This window comes from Marinovum sp. 2_MG-2023, assembly GCF_030548265.1.
GTDB lineage: Bacteria > Pseudomonadota > Alphaproteobacteria > Rhodobacterales > Rhodobacteraceae > Marinovum.
Window position 1 is genome coordinate 178572 of sequence record NZ_JAUOSD010000003.1, and the last position, 13959, is coordinate 192530.

The 13959-nt window shown below is 59.8% G+C and carries 13 protein-coding genes and 1 other RNA gene; 3 read left to right on the plus strand and 11 right to left on the minus strand.

Going from position 1 to position 13959, the window contains the following annotated elements; translation table 11 throughout:
• Nucleotides 1–127 precede the first annotated feature (127 nt).
• Both Q4577_RS05465 and hemB read right to left on the minus strand, forming a co-directional pair.
• Nucleotides 128–709 carry a YSC84-related protein gene (locus Q4577_RS05465; protein ID WP_244687109.1) on the minus strand — a complete coding sequence of 194 codons (582 nt, stop codon included), beginning with the start codon at nucleotides 707–709 and terminating at the stop codon, nucleotides 128–130.
• Nucleotides 710–815: 106 nt separating this feature from the next.
• The gene (gene hemB, locus Q4577_RS05470; RefSeq protein ID WP_303469868.1) at nucleotides 816–1811 is read right to left on the minus strand and encodes a porphobilinogen synthase; all 996 of its coding nucleotides are present in this window, start codon (nucleotides 1809–1811) and stop codon (nucleotides 816–818) included.
• A gap of 188 nt (nucleotides 1812–1999) precedes the next feature.
• Between hemB and Q4577_RS05475 the strand changes: the two genes are divergently transcribed.
• The 3 genes from Q4577_RS05475 (at nucleotide 2000) to Q4577_RS05485 (ending at nucleotide 6814) form a co-directional block, all read left to right on the plus strand.
• Complete coding sequence (locus Q4577_RS05475; protein ID WP_303469878.1) at nucleotides 2000–2488, plus strand: component of SufBCD complex; 489 nt, start codon at nucleotides 2000–2002, stop codon at nucleotides 2486–2488.
• 80 nt (nucleotides 2489–2568) lie between these two features.
• Nucleotides 2569–6078: a transcription-repair coupling factor gene (mfd, locus tag Q4577_RS05480; protein ID WP_303469866.1), complete on the plus strand. Its 3510-nt coding sequence runs from the start codon at nucleotides 2569–2571 to the stop codon at nucleotides 6076–6078.
• A gap of 172 nt (nucleotides 6079–6250) precedes the next feature.
• Nucleotides 6251–6814: a class I SAM-dependent methyltransferase gene (locus Q4577_RS05485; protein ID WP_303469864.1), complete on the plus strand. Its 564-nt coding sequence runs from the start codon at nucleotides 6251–6253 to the stop codon at nucleotides 6812–6814.
• A 60-nt stretch (nucleotides 6815–6874) separates the two neighbouring features.
• On the opposite strand, the gene Q4577_RS05490 is transcribed toward Q4577_RS05485, so the two are convergent.
• The 9 genes from Q4577_RS05490 to Q4577_RS05530 form a co-directional block, all read right to left on the minus strand.
• The gene (locus Q4577_RS05490; protein WP_244687101.1) at nucleotides 6875–7102 is read right to left on the minus strand and encodes a ribbon-helix-helix domain-containing protein; all 228 of its coding nucleotides are present in this window, start codon (nucleotides 7100–7102) and stop codon (nucleotides 6875–6877) included.
• Nucleotides 7103–7282: 180 nt separating this feature from the next.
• Nucleotides 7283–7591, minus strand: a complete 309-nt coding sequence (locus Q4577_RS05495) for a DUF4169 family protein (RefSeq protein ID WP_303567600.1) — start codon at nucleotides 7589–7591, stop codon at nucleotides 7283–7285.
• A gap of 6 nt (nucleotides 7592–7597) precedes the next feature.
• Nucleotides 7598–8989, minus strand: a complete 1392-nt coding sequence (fumC, locus tag Q4577_RS05500; protein WP_244687097.1) for a class II fumarate hydratase — start codon at nucleotides 8987–8989, stop codon at nucleotides 7598–7600.
• Nucleotides 8990–9041: 52 nt separating this feature from the next.
• Nucleotides 9042–9614 carry a class I SAM-dependent methyltransferase gene (locus Q4577_RS05505; RefSeq protein WP_303469861.1) on the minus strand — a complete coding sequence of 191 codons (573 nt, stop codon included), beginning with the start codon at nucleotides 9612–9614 and terminating at the stop codon, nucleotides 9042–9044.
• 233 nt (nucleotides 9615–9847) lie between these two features.
• A complete protein-coding gene (locus tag Q4577_RS05510) occupies nucleotides 9848–10324 on the minus strand; it encodes an SspB family protein (RefSeq protein WP_303469859.1) in 477 nt (158 codons plus the stop codon).
• 74 nt (nucleotides 10325–10398) lie between these two features.
• Nucleotides 10399–11655: a chromate efflux transporter gene (gene chrA / locus Q4577_RS05515; RefSeq protein ID WP_303469857.1), complete on the minus strand. Its 1257-nt coding sequence runs from the start codon at nucleotides 11653–11655 to the stop codon at nucleotides 10399–10401.
• A complete protein-coding gene (locus Q4577_RS05520) occupies nucleotides 11652–12482 on the minus strand; it encodes a chromate resistance protein ChrB domain-containing protein (protein ID WP_303469855.1) in 831 nt (276 codons plus the stop codon). The genes chrA and Q4577_RS05520 overlap by 4 nt, the downstream gene beginning before the upstream one ends.
• Before the next feature lie 231 nt (nucleotides 12483–12713).
• Nucleotides 12714–13063: a transfer-messenger RNA gene (gene ssrA, locus Q4577_RS05525) on the minus strand.
• Between the two features lie 20 nt (nucleotides 13064–13083).
• Nucleotides 13084–13944: a DMT family transporter gene (locus tag Q4577_RS05530; RefSeq protein WP_303469853.1), complete on the minus strand. Its 861-nt coding sequence runs from the start codon at nucleotides 13942–13944 to the stop codon at nucleotides 13084–13086.
• Nucleotides 13945–13959 lie beyond the last annotated feature (15 nt).

The following is a 13959-nucleotide window of genomic DNA, read 5'->3' on the forward strand; positions in this document are numbered from 1 at the left end:
CAGGAGAAGGCCCCCGGTGAGTTGAAGACCGCCGGGGGCTGGACCCGCTCTGGTCCTTCTTCTGTTTGAAAATATCCCGGGGGAGTCCTGAAAGGACGGGGGCAGAGCCCCCATGCGCGGCTCAGGATCAGGGGATGATTCTGGTGTATTTCACGCCTTCCAGCGTTGCCCCCACGCGCAGGCCCGCCTGGCCGAAGACCACCGCAATGATCGGGGCAAGTGAGGTTGTTGTTTCGGCGCTCAGATCACCACCGCCATCGGGGATGGCGTATTCCACACCGGCCCCAGCTGCGAAGCCAGGTGAACGGCGGAAATTCTCAAGCGCTTGATCGGTCATGAAGAACAGCACATGCGCATATTGCTGGGCCCCGATCTGCAAACCGGTCGACAGTTTGGTCAAGGCATAATAATCGACCGTGGCGCCGTTGATGCGCAAAGCGCCGCGGCCATATCCGCCACCCAGCCCAAGGCCGGCTTCGGTGACCAGCGGCATCACCATCATTGCCGCTGATTTCGCCGCCACTTGTCGGGTGGCGGGGAATTCGGAATAGAGCTGTGCCAAGGTGCTGTCGACGCGGGCGTCAATTGTTGCCGGTCCACGGGAGCCGACACCATTGCCACAGGCGGCAAGGGTCAATGCGCCCAGTCCTGACAAGACGAATGCGCGGCGTCCGGTCCGGACGTTTGAACGACGGGAGAGTTGGGTCATGTCTACCTCTGCTCGAAAACCTCTGATCGCCGGTCTTGTCGCCGGTCGCGCGCAGTTTAGACCAGCGCTTGGGTGCTGTCACCTGCCAAACCCCGGTCCTAGCGGTTTATTGCCCGTTCAGCATCCGTGCCGCTTGTGGCGCGAAATAGGTCAGCACCCCGTCACATCCCGCGCGTTTGAAGGCCATCAGACTTTCCAGCATCACCTTGTCGCCATCGATCCAGCCATTGAGCGCCGCGGCCTGGATCATCGCGTATTCGCCGGACACCTGATAGGCAAACGTCGGGGCGCCGAAACGATCTTTGACCCGGTGGCAGATGTCCAGATAGGGCAGGCCGGGTTTGATCATCACCATGTCTGCGCCTTCCCGCAGGTCGCGTTCCACCAGGCGCAGCGCCTCGTTGGTATTGGCGGGATCCATTTGGTAGGTGCTTTTGTCGCCTTTCAACGCGCCAGAGGCGCCGACGGCGTCGCGGAACGGGCCATAGAATGCGCTGGCGTATTTCGCCGAGTAGCTGAGAAGCGACACATTGCTATGACCGCCCTGTTCCAGGGCCTGGCGCAGCGCGCCAATGCGGCCATCCATCATGTCTGAGGGTCCAATGATATCGGCGCCGGCCTCGGCCTGGCTCAGCGCCTGTTTCACCAGCGCCTCGACCGTGGCGTCATTGACGATTTCGCCTTCAACAACAAAACCATCGTGGCCGTTGATATTATAGGGGTCCAGCGCCACATCGGTCATCACCGCCATCTCTGGCACTGCGGATTTGATCGCACGGGTGGCCCGGTTTGACAGGTTTTGCGGGTTCCAGGCCTCGGCACAATCTTCGGTTTTCAGGCTGGGGTCCGTGTATGGGAACAGGCAGATCGCGGGAATGCCAAGGTCAAAGGCTTCGCGCGCCGCGTCGCCAATCCGGTCGACGGAACGGCGCACAACGCCGGGCATCGACGACACTGGCTCTTCGATGCCTTCGCCGTCGCGCACAAACACCGGCCAGATGAAATCTGCGGGGCTCAGTGTGTTTTCCCGGACAAGGTCGCGAATGGCGGCGCTTTTGCGATTGCGGCGAAACCGGGCGGCGGGATAGGGGGCGATTGTCATGGGACACTCCTGCATGGGTCGGCGTTTTCTGCCAATCCTGTTGCCCCAAGTCCAGCCCCGAAGCATGCCTGCAGGTCACGATGCGCAACCTCTGGGCAAGCGGTTCCGCTTGGGCTAAGGATGCCACGCGCGTTTATCAGGAGTACCCGGTGTCAGATCTGCAACTTGTCTTGTTTGAGCATATCGACATGCGCAGTTTCTCGAACCTCTGGTTCTGGATTGCTTTGGCGGTGATGTGGTCCACGGCAAGCCATTGGGTCTTGGGCGTGCCGTTTGACATGGTTGCCCATGCCCGCAAACACGGCCATCAGGCCCAGGTCGATCTGGAAGATCTGGTGCGTATCCATACCAAGCGGTTGTTGTATATTTCTCAGGTCGCCGGGCTGTGGCTTTTGGGGCTGGCCTGTTTTCTTCTCAGTGGGTTGCTGGTGCTGGGGTTTTATTACCGGGTCGAATTTGCCCAGGCGGTTTTTCTGTTGGTTTTCCCGATGTGTCTGGTGGGGTTGCTCAGCCTTGGCACCGCGCGCCGGATTGTCGATGACCATCTCTCGGGCGAGCCATTGCAACGGCGGCTGATCCGGCATCGGTTCTGGGTACAGCTGATTGGTGTGGCGTCGATCTTTGTCACCGCGATGTGGGGCATGTATCAGAATTTCTCGCTTCAGGTGCTGGGTTAAGCGGCCTGGTGGGTCTTGGGCGGGTTTTGGGCCGGTCTTCGCGGTTGACCTCTGCGGTCGGCTGACGCACTTAGCTCTCCATGTCAGATCCCATTTCCAGACCGCTGGTTGTTGGCGGCGCGCCCGAGGGCTTTGATGCCCGCCTGATCCTTGAGGAAGTCGCGAAAAGCGGCGGCCCGGTGTTGCACATTGCCCGCGATGACAAACGTCTGGCGGCGATGCAGGCGGCGCTGGCGTTCTTTGCGCCGGATATGCCGGTGATGACCTTTCCCGCCTGGGATTGTCTGCCTTATGACCGGGTGTCGCCCAATGCCGATATTTCTGCCGCGCGCATGGCGACGCTGGCGGGGTTGGTGCATGGCATGCCGGATCGGTTTGTGTTGTTGACCACCTTGTCCGCTGCGACCCAGAAAATCCCGGCACGTGACGTGTTGCGCGAAGCGGCGTTTTCGGCCCGCGTCGGCAGCCGGATCGACGAGGCCGCCCTACGTGGTTTTCTGGTGCGGATGGGGTTTGTACAGGCCCCGACCGTGATGGAGCCCGGCGATTACGCCGTGCGGGGCGGGATTATCGACATTTTCCCACCGGGCGAAGGCGGGCCTGTGCGGCTGGATCTGTTCGGCGATGTGCTGGACGGGGCGCGCGGCTTTGATCCCGCGACCCAGCGCACGACCGAGAAAATGGAGCTGGTCGAGCTGGCACCGGTGTCCGAGGTCATTCTGGACGAGGCCGCGATCACCCGTTTCCGGCAAAACTATCGCATCGAATTCGGGGCGGCCGGCAGTGATGATCCACTGTATGAGGCCGTCAGCGCCGGGCGCAAACATCAGGGGGCCGAGCATTGGCTGGGCCTGTTCCATGACCGGTTGGAAACCCTGTTCGATTACCTGCCCAAGGCGACGGTGAGCCTGGATGATCAATCAACCCCGGTGCGGCTCAGCCGATGGGAGATGATCGAAGATCAATATGAAACCCGCCGTCTGGCCATGGCAAATAAATCGCGCATGGACAGCGTTTACAAACCTGCGCCGCCGGACACGCTGTATCTGGATGATGCGGCCTGGCAGGCGGCTTTGGGGGCGCGACGGATCTTGCAGCTGCATCCGTTGGCCCAGGCCTCTGGTCCGGGCGTGCGCGACGCGGGCGGGCGGATTGGACGCAATTTCGCCCCCGAGCGACAGCAGGAAAATATAAGCCTTTTCGGGGCTTTGGCGGATCACGTTAAAGCAAAGATGCAGGCCGGCCCGGTGGTGATCGCCTCTTATTCCGAAGGTGCGCGCGAGCGGCTCTCGGGCTTGATCGAGGACGAGGGGCTTGCCGAAACCGTCCATATCCGCGACGCGCGGGGCATTGGCAAACGCGGGCTGCATCTGGCGGTCTGGGCCTTGGAGCACGGGTTCGAGGGGCCGCTGACCGCAGGCGGCGACGCGGGCGGCCCACAGTGCAGCATCACGGTGATTTCCGAACAGGATGTCCTGGGCGATCGGTTGATCCGCTCGGCCAAGAAAAAGCGCCGGGCCGAAAATTTCCTGACCGAGACCCAATCGCTCAGCCCCGGTGACATGGTGGTGCATGTCGATCACGGCATTGGCCGCTATCACGGGCTGGAGGTGATCACCGCCGCCGGGGCCGCGCATGAATGTCTGGCGCTGGAATATGCCGAGAATTCCAAGCTTTATCTGCCGGTCGAAAATATCGAGCTGCTGTCGAAATACGGCCACGAGGCGGGGTTGCTGGACAAGCTGGGCGGCGGTGCCTGGCAGGCCAAGAAAGCCAAACTGAAAGAACGCATTCGCGAGATGGCGGAGCGGTTGATCCGCGTGGCTGCCGAACGCGCGCTGCGCAAGGCCCCGGTGATGGATCCGCCGCATGGCTCCTATGAGGATTTCAGCGCCCGGTTCCCATATGAAGAAACCGACGATCAGCTGCGCGCCATTGGCGATGTGATGGACGACATGCATTCCGGCCAGCCGATGGATCGGTTGATCTGCGGTGACGTTGGGTTTGGCAAGACCGAGGTCGCAATGCGCGCGGCCTTTGTCGCGGCGATGTCGGGCATGCAGGTGGCGGTGATTGCCCCGACCACGCTGCTGGCGCGGCAACATTATCAAAGCTTTGCCGAGCGGTTTCGCGGCTTTCCGGTCAATGTGCGCCCCCTGTCGCGCTTTGTGTCGAGCCGCGATGCCGCGCTGACCCGCGAGGGGATTTCCAAAGGCACAGCCGATATCGTGATTGGCACCCATGCCTTGCTTGCCAAATCCATACGTTTTCAAAACCTTGGCCTGCTGATCATCGACGAGGAACAGCATTTCGGCGTGAGCCACAAGGAACGGCTGAAACAGCTGCGCACCGACATTCATGTGCTGACGCTGACCGCGACACCGATTCCGCGTACCCTGCAATTGTCGCTGTCGGGGGTGCGGGATCTGTCGATCATTGGAACGCCGCCGGTCGATCGGCTGGCGATCCGCACCTATGTCAGCGAATTTGATGCGGTCACGATCCGCGAGGCGCTGTTGCGCGAACATTATCGCGGCGGGCAAAGTTTCTATGTCGTGCCGCGCTTGAAGGACCTGCCGGAAATCGAGGATTTCCTGAAAAATCAGGTGCCAGAGGTGTCTTATGTCGTCGGCCATGGCCAGATGGCCGCGGGCGAGCTTGATGACAAGATGAACGCGTTTTACGACGGCAAATATGACGTGTTGTTGGCAACCACCATTGTGGAATCCGGTCTGGATATTCCGACCGCCAACACGATGATTGTGCATCGGTCCGACATGTTTGGTCTGGCGCAGCTCTATCAAATTCGTGGCCGGGTGGGGCGGTCGAAAACCCGCGCCTATGCCTATCTGACCACCAAACCGCGCGCCAAATTGACCGATACCGCCGAAAAACGTCTGCGGGTGCTGGGCTCGCTCGATACACTCGGCGCGGGATTTACGCTGGCCTCGCAGGATCTGGATATTCGCGGTGCCGGCAATCTTCTGGGCGAGGAACAATCGGGCCAAATGCGCGATGTCGGATATGAGCTGTATCAATCCATGCTGGAAGAGGCGATTGCCAAGATTCGTTCCGGCGAGATGGAGGGGCTGAACGACAGCGACGATCAATGGGCGCCACAGATCAATCTGGGCGTGCCGGTGTTGATCCCCAATGACTATGTCCCGGATCTGGATGTGCGGTTGGGGCTTTATCGGCGCCTGTCGTCGCTGACAACCAAGGTCGAGCTGGAAGGTTTCGCCGCCGAGCTGATCGACCGGTTCGGGAAATTGCCGAAAGAGGTCAATACCTTGCTTTTGGTTGTGCGGATCAAGGCGATGTGCAAACGGGCCGGGATTGCCAAACTGGACGCAGGCCCCAAGGGCGCGACGCTACAGTTCCACAATGACAAATATGGCTCGCCCCAGGGTTTGGTGGAATTCATCAAGGACCAGCGCGGGTTGGCCAAGGTCAAAGACAACAAGATCGTGGTGCGCCGCGATTGGAACAGCGATACGGACAAGATCAAAGGTGCCTTTGCCATTGCCCGCGATCTGGCAGAAAAGCTGGTGGCGGAAAAGAAACGCGCCAAAGCCCGGGCAAACAAATAGGCCGTTTGGCCGCCGTGCACCGGTTTGCCTGATGCGCATTGAACACAGATCCGGGGATTTGCGGCAAATTTGACGTGAATTGCCGCTATTGGCCATGTGATGACATATTTGCGCCGGCTGCATTGGCTAGCAGAAGGATAAATAAGTGCAATAGCGACAAGAGGGTGTTCAGGTGGCAAGTCTCAACCGGGTGTTCATGCAGAAAAAAAGCCGGATGCTTATTCGGACGTTGGAGCCGGAGAAACTTGAAGCCGTAGAAATTTCCGGTGTCTGGGGCAAGAATTTCGGCTTTCGGAAATACCAATCGCTATACTATCCCACTCATGACATCTGTGCGGGCCCGCTGAGTGACGATGCGGGGGTCATCTCTTGTGATATTGTGCTGGCCAATCAGGTCTGGGAACATCTGGACCGGCCTTATGGCGCGATTGGCCATGTGCGCGAGATGCTGCGCCCCGGCGGATATTTCTGGGTCGCGGTGCCGTTTTTCGTGCCCTACCACGGCGCGCCGGTGGATTGTTCCCGCTGGTCGGCGCGGGGGTTGAAAAACCTGTTGATCGAAGCCGGTTTTCCCGAAGAAAACGTTGTGTCCGATCAATGGGGCAATCGGGCCGCCGGAATGCGCAATCTGGTTGGAAAATGGCCGCCGGTTTACGAAAAAGACCATGACGACCTGGAAAATGACGATCTGTTTCCGGTCTGTGCCTGGGCCCTGGCGCAAAAAGAAACCGACTGATCCGTTTCGTCGGTTTCCTGGACCTATAGCGCCGTCACCGCCGCAGGCGTCGCAGCCGTTTCAGGCCGCGTCAGCCTTGCGGTAATAGCGCAGAACATAAAGCCGGATCGCCGAAGCAAGACCACAGTCTGTGCCGCGTTCCTCGTCAATGTCAGCCGCCAAAGCGTTGATTGGCCGCCCTTTTTCCAGCGCGATCTCGCGCAATGCGTGCCAGAAGTCATCCTCAAGCGACACCGACGTGCGATGCCCCCGCAGGGTCAGAGAGCGTTTCTTGGGTCTTCCGTTCATGCCGGGCGTATTCCCCATCAAAGTGGTTTGGCGTTCAGTCTGCACCGTGTTGCACCGGTACAAGGACATCAAAAGCACGGCCAGGCGTTCCGAAATCCCCGTGGAGTCGCGCGGCTGGCCTGCGGTCTTTATCGTCCTTTGTGTCGGTATACACAGAACTCGTGAAAGACTTACAAAACCTTAAGGCGATTTGATGTCATCGTCATCACTTGATGGTGGCATCTCCCGCTTCGCGTGATCAAGGTGCTTTTCCTGAAGCCTGATTTGCAGATCATCGTGGTGTTTCTGCGCCTTGGACATGCCAAATTTAACTGCATTTTCAGAGGCTTGCGCCATGTCGTTGCTGCGGGATTTTTGTTTGCGGGCTTGCCGCAGATTGATGATTTTTGCCGCCATGGGGTCTCCTTTGGCAAAAATCCTAGCAATCGCGCCCGTGGCGTCAATTGTGTTGCTCGGCACAGGCGGACCCGTGCCGAGCGTGGCGATCAAAAGCGCTTATTTCGGGCCAACCATGTTTTCCGGGCGGACCACACGTTCGAAGGTTTCTTCGTCGACAAAACCAAGGGCAATTGCCTCTTCTTTCAGCGTGGTTTTGTTCTTGTGCGCGGTCTTGGCGACCTTGGTTGCGTTGTCATAGCCGATTTCCGGCGCCAGCGCGGTGACCAGCATCAGAGATTCCCGCATCAGCTTTTCAATCCGGTCTTTGTCGGCCTCAAGGCCAACCACCAGATTGTCGGTGAATGCGCTGGCCGCGTCGCCCAGAAGCTGCATGCTCTGCAACACGTTATAGGCCATCATGGGCTTGTAGACGTTCAGCTCGAAATGGCCTTGCGACCCGGCAAAGCCGACCGCCGCGTCATTGCCAAAGACATGGGCACAGACCTGTGTCAGTGCCTCGCATTGGGTCGGGTTGACCTTGCCCGGCATGATCGACGAGCCGGGTTCGTTTTCCGGCAGGATCAATTCGCCCAATCCGCAGCGGGGACCAGAGCCCAGCAGGCGGATGTCGTTGGCGATCTTGAACAAAGATGCCGCCACGGTTTTCAGCGCGCCGGACATTTCGACCATTGCGTCATGTGCGGCCAGCGCCTCGAACTTGTTCGGGGCGGTGACAAAGGGCAGGCCGGTGATTTCGGCCATATTGGCGGCGACGGTTTCGCCCCAGCCCACCGGCGTGTTCAACCCGGTGCCAACAGCGGTACCACCCTGTGCCAGCTCGTAGATCCGGCCAAGCGCGTCCTTGACCCGCTGGATGCCCATCGCGATCTGATGGGTATAGCCGCCAAATTCCTGGCTCAGCGTCAGCGGTGTCGCATCCTGGGTGTGGGTGCGGCCAATCTTGATGATGCCGTCGAATTCCTCGACCTTCTTCTGCATCGCGGCGTGCAGCTTTTCCAAACCGGGGATCAGCACATCATGAGCGGTCATCGCGGTGGCGATATGCATGGCGGTGGGGAAGGTGTCGTTCGACGATTGACCCATGTTGCAATGGTCGTTCGGGTGCACCGGATCCTTGGTGCCCATTTCGCCGCCGAGGATTTCAATCGCGCGGTTGCCGATCACCTCGTTGGAATTCATGTTCGACTGGGTGCCCGATCCGGTCTGCCAGACCACCAGCGGGAAATTGTCGTCGAACTTGCCGTCATAGACTTCGCCGGCCGCCTGAATGATGGCATCGGCCAGACGGGCGTCCAATGCGCCACGGTCCTTGTTGGCCATGGCGCAGGCTTTTTTGATACAGCCCAAGGCGCGTACAATCGCGATGGGCTGTTTTTCCCAACCGATGGGGAAGTTGATGATCGACCGCTGGGTTTGTGCGCCCCAGTATTTGTCTGCGGGGACGTCCAGCGGGCCGAAGCTGTCGGTTTCTGTGCGAGTTGCGGTCATTCGGGTCACTCCTTGGCGGTTTGCCCCTTCAATACCGCAACCGCCGACAAGATCAATGATGTATACGACGGAATACAAACACCCGCCCCGGCGGGAGATTGGCCCAAACCGTCGCGCGTTTTTCGGCGCTGAGCCCAAGTTCCATCAACATGTCCGGGGAAATCGGCGATTTCGGACTATAGGTCAGTTGGTTAAAGAAGCCATCGGGGCGCATGACACGAAAGGCACGACCGACAACTTCGCGCTGGATCGTGGGGCGTGCCAGCACAGGAACGCCGGAAATCACGGCGCCAATCCCGCTCAGTCCGATGTCTTCGATTTCCTGCGCGGTGCGGTTCAACACTGTCACGCCGGGAAACTTGGCCCGCAGGGTTTCGCAGAACCGCGGGTTCATCTCCAGAAGGGTCAGCCGATCCGGCGCGATTCCGCGGTCCAGGATCGCGCGGGTGAAACTGCCTGTGCCGGGGCCGATTTCGACGATCGGGCCTTTGGCCTCTTCGACGCCTTCGGTCATTTTACGGGCATATAGCGCAGACGACGGGGCAATCGCCACAACCTCTGCGGGACGCCGCAACATTTCACCAAGGAAAAGTCCGATGTCGCTGGTGTTTGAATTTCGGGTCATTCAGGTCTCTCCATACAACCTGAAGAACCGATACAACCTGCAGAGCACCAATCAACGACCAACAGGCCGATGTCACCAAAGCTTCACGGGATATGCGACTGGCCGTTACCTGGCCACGCGGGATCCATAGAAATACAGATCCCGGCCTGTTTTTCAGACTGTCTCTCAGCCCGTCTTCTGGCCCGAACTTTGGCCCAAATCTTTGCCCGAATTTTGGCCTGTCGTCGCCGGGGTCACGATTTGCGGAAACTGTCCAGGCTGACCACTTCGGCATCTTTTGCGGCCGCTGGGGTGTCGGCCTTGGGGTCGCTGTCGTCTTCTTCTTCCGGCAGGGCGGCCAATGGCGCGTCCTCATCATCCTGAGATTCGAAGCGCAGGCCAAATTCCACCGACGGATCGACAAAGGTCTTGATCGCGTCATAGGGGATGTACAGCGGTTCCGGCGCATCGCCGAAATTCAGGGTGATCGAAAACCCGTCTTCGCCAACGTCCAGATTTTCATACCAATGTTGCACCACCACGGTCATATCAGCCGGATAGCGTTCCGACAGCCAGGCCGCCATTTCAACATTGGGCTGGGTGGTGTCAAAAGTTATGAAAAAATGATGCTCACCGGGAAGTCCGTTTTTAGAAACGTCTTCCAGCACCCGGCGGATTAATCCGCGCATGGCATGATGCATAAGATTGCCGTAGTCGATACTGCGAGACATGAATTTTCCCCGTCACATTGCACCCAATCATAGAAGATTCGGGTCGAAACAAAAGAGGGTGACGCGCAAGGATTTCACATTCCGGTAACCAAAGTCAGCCCCCAGGCCGCAAAAGCGCATATCAATAACGTTAGCGGTACCGCAAGCCGCCCCCAAAAGATGCAAATCGCGGCCAGACCGGTCAGGATAACGGCGGCGGGGGACAGGCTGTGCCAGTCCGGCACCAACAGATGGACCGGGCCGATGTCCCATGTGGTCGCTTGCGCGAACCAGACGTTCAGGGCAAACCAGATCGACAGGTTGGCGATCACCCCGACAACGGCCGCCGTCACCGCCGTCAGGGCGGCGCCGATACGCGGGCGGGTGGTGATCTGTTCCAGATAGGGGGCCCCGGCAAAGATCCACAGAAAGCACGGGGTAAAGGTCATCCAGAGCGCCAGAAACCCGGCCAGGATCATTCCTCCCCAGCCGGATTCGTGAAAACCTGCCAGATGGCCGACAAATTGCGTCACCAGAATCAGCGGCCCCGGCGTGGTTTCCGCCAGCCCCAGCGCGTCGATCATTTCCGGTGTGGTGATCCAGCCCTGGGCCTGAACCACCTCTTGCGTCATATAGGCCAGCACGGCGTAAGCACCGCCAAAGGTGACGAGCGCCAGTTTGCCAAAGAACAGCGACAGGTTCAGCAGAAAGTCCTGGTTCAGCGCCCAAAGGACAATCAGCGGTATCAGCCAAAGCGCCCCCCAAATCGGCACAGCCAACAGCGGCGCGCGCCCGGCACGGGCCGGAATTTCCGGGGTCGGCGCGGAATTGGCGCGCGTGGCCCCGAACAGCGCGGCAAGACCGACGATCAGCGGGAAAGGCAGCTGAAACAGGAACAACCCGACAAAAGCGGCCCCCGCCAGCAGGATCGCAACCCCGTCCTTCAGCGCCTTTTTCGACAAACGCCACAGGGCCTGCGCGACGATCACGATCACCGCCGCCTTGATCCCGACAAACAGGGTCTGCACCAGCCCGACATCGCCAAAACGGATATAGATCGCCGCCAGTGCCGCAATCACAAAGGCCCCCGGCAGCACAAACAACAGCCCCGCCAGAACCCCGCCAAAGGTGCCGCGCAACCGCCACCCGGCATAGGTCGCCAATTGCATGGCTTCGGGCCCCGGCAACATCATGCAAAAGCTGAGCGCACGCAGGAATTGCTCTTCGGTCAGCCACTTGCGGTCGTCGACCAATTCGCGGTGCATGACGGCAATCTGTGCCGCCGGCCCGCCAAAGGACAGCAGGCCAATCCGGCCAAAGGCATGCAACAATGCAGAATTCGAAATGCTCATGTCTTGTTCGCTCCGCCTGCGCTGGGGTCCGGCCAGTCGTGGGTTTCGCCAAAGCCGTCCCGCGCCCAGCGGTACAAGGCATCATAAAGCACCAAGCCGGCATTCAGCTGCGCCTGATCATCGCGGTATTGGCGGGACAGGCCCACCGACATGGCCAAAAGGCCCGCAGCAACCGGATCGAGGTCATGGCGATCGGTATCTGCGGCACGGATCACGCGGGCCATACGCATCAGCGGCTGGGATTTCAGCTGAAACTCCTCCAGCATGGTGTCAAAGGTGCATTGCGCGTCGCGATGCGACCAGAACACATCCGTGACATCAAATGGCGTGGCTCCAAATCGTTCGGCAACGCCCATGACCTCTGCCGGAGAGACAAACAGGAACCGCGCATTGCGATCCACAAACCGGCGGATCAACCAGGGACAGGCGATGCGGTCGATCTTGGGCCGGTGGCGCGTGACCCAGAGGCTTGCGCCATCGACGGGCGGTGGCATCACGGCGGCGGGAATGCGCAGGGTGTCCGCCGCATCGCGCCAGCCATACATGCCACCGGACAGGTATTCGGCGCTGATCCCTTCGGCGCGCAACCATGCGGTCATGCCCTGGCTAAGCTTGATCCCCCGCTGGCAGATGATGACCGCGCGTTTGCCACGCAGCCGCGCCACCAGACCGGCCGCGTCGGTATGCGAAAAGCGATACGAGCCGGGGATCATGTAAGGATCGGCAGCAAAGTCCGGGTCAATCGAGATATCCACAATATCCGGGCAATCGGGGGTTCCGATCAGTCGGTTCAACTGTGGTACGGTAATTTCATTGGGCGCAGGCATGGCACATCCCTTCCGCGTGGCGCTGAATTACGGGTCACTTGGCGTTGGATGCGACTTTGGGCCGAAGCCTCACGGGGCAGTCGCGATTCGCCCCATGCCGCCAAACTTCCCCATGGCGCAGCGGTTGTCAAACCAGTGGCGCCGGTCGCGAAGATTCAATATCGCGCCGTCCGCAGTCGCAGTGATGTCCGCGCTGGTTGTGTATCGGGGGTATCGGACGGGGGGGGAGGTAGTGCAGGTTTCTGTTGCCAGGTACCTGCGAACCCCGCCAAAGGCTGCAAAGCCAGAGGACTTAGATTTCGATAGTTAGGACCGCTTACGCAGCCATCGCCATCGGAGCTTTGTTGTCATTTGCAACTAGCTTAAGTGTACCGATAACGGTGGTAACTCACCGAAACAAAGCTAACTCCTTTAGACGTTCGTCGATCCTGTTTCGTCCCCATGGTCCCCAAATGAGGGATGTTTGGTGGAGACGCCGGGTACCGCCCCCGGGTCCGAACCGCTTATTACGAGCGCGTTTATGTTCATAGTCCCGAAGGACAAAGAGCAATATAGGGCCAATCGGCGGGGATGTTAAGGGGCGATGTTGTGAAAAGACGGCCTAGGCGGCGGCCTTTTCGCTGCGGAACAGGGTGTAAAGCCCGCTGAGGACAATCACCGCAGCGCCGCACCATGTCATCAGATCGGGCCGCTCGCCAAACACCGTTATGCCCAGGATCATGGCAAAAATCAGCCGGGTGTAGCGAAACGGAACGGTGATCGACACGGTGCCGATCCGCATCGACCCCGTCAGACAGGTATAGGCGAGAACCCCGATCAAAATCGCGGCCAGCAAGGCGGCTGTGCCGTGCAGGTCGGGCAGGGGCCCGACACCCTGAAACGCGGTCAAAAGCCCGCCTGCAATCACCAGCATCAAAAAGCCGTAGACCCCGATCTGGACGTTGGACATCGAGGGCGGGCTGGCGCGGGTTGCCAGATCGCGCCCGGCAAATCCCAACATGCCAAGCACGGCAAGGACCGATGTGACCTCGAACGCGTCGGTGCCGGGGCGCAGGATCATCAACACGCCAACAAAGCCGATGCAGATCGCCAGCCATCGCCGCCAGCCCACGGTTTCGCCAAAAAACACCACCGCCCCGATGGCAACCACCAACGGCGTCGCCTGCAGGATCGCCGACACCAGCGACAGCGGGGCGAATGCGATGGCCACCGTGTAAAACACCCGTCCCGCAACCTCGGACACGGATCGCAACATCAGCGGCGGCGTAAAGATCGCAGGATGCCAGAGCCGCTCGCCCCGCAGCGCCGCCCAGACCAGAAACACGACCATGCCGCCGGCGCCAAACACCATCAGGGCGAATCCGACCGAGACCTGCACCATGGCGGCCTTCAGGAACATGTCCTCCAGCGCAAACAGCGCCATCGCGGCAATCATCAACAGGGGACCACGGTGTTGGGACATCTGAACCTTTGGCGG

Coding starts and splice junctions, on each gene's coding strand:
- Q4577_RS05520 (WP_303469855.1), bottom strand. CDS start 12,482: ATGCCTGCGCCCAATGAAATTACCGTACCACAGTTGAACCGACTGATC.
- Q4577_RS05490 (WP_244687101.1), bottom strand. CDS start 7,102: ATGAACGGAAGACCCAAGAAACGCTCTCTGACCCTGCGGGGGCATCGC.
- chrA (WP_303469857.1), bottom strand. CDS start 11,655: ATGAGCATTTCGAATTCTGCATTGTTGCATGCCTTTGGCCGGATTGGC.
- hemB (WP_303469868.1), bottom strand. CDS start 1,811: ATGACAATCGCCCCCTATCCCGCCGCCCGGTTTCGCCGCAATCGCAAA.
- Q4577_RS05475 (WP_303469878.1), top strand. CDS start 2,000: ATGCGCAGTTTCTCGAACCTCTGGTTCTGGATTGCTTTGGCGGTGATG.
- Q4577_RS05505 (WP_303469861.1), bottom strand. CDS start 9,614: ATGACCCGAAATTCAAACACCAGCGACATCGGACTTTTCCTTGGTGAA.
- Q4577_RS05510 (WP_303469859.1), bottom strand. CDS start 10,324: ATGTCTCGCAGTATCGACTACGGCAATCTTATGCATCATGCCATGCGC.
- Q4577_RS05530 (WP_303469853.1), bottom strand. CDS start 13,944: ATGTCCCAACACCGTGGTCCCCTGTTGATGATTGCCGCGATGGCGCTG.
- fumC (WP_244687097.1), bottom strand. CDS start 8,989: ATGACCGCAACTCGCACAGAAACCGACAGCTTCGGCCCGCTGGACGTC.
- Q4577_RS05465 (WP_244687109.1), bottom strand. CDS start 709: ATGACCCAACTCTCCCGTCGTTCAAACGTCCGGACCGGACGCCGCGCA.
- mfd (WP_303469866.1), top strand. CDS start 2,569: ATGTCAGATCCCATTTCCAGACCGCTGGTTGTTGGCGGCGCGCCCGAG.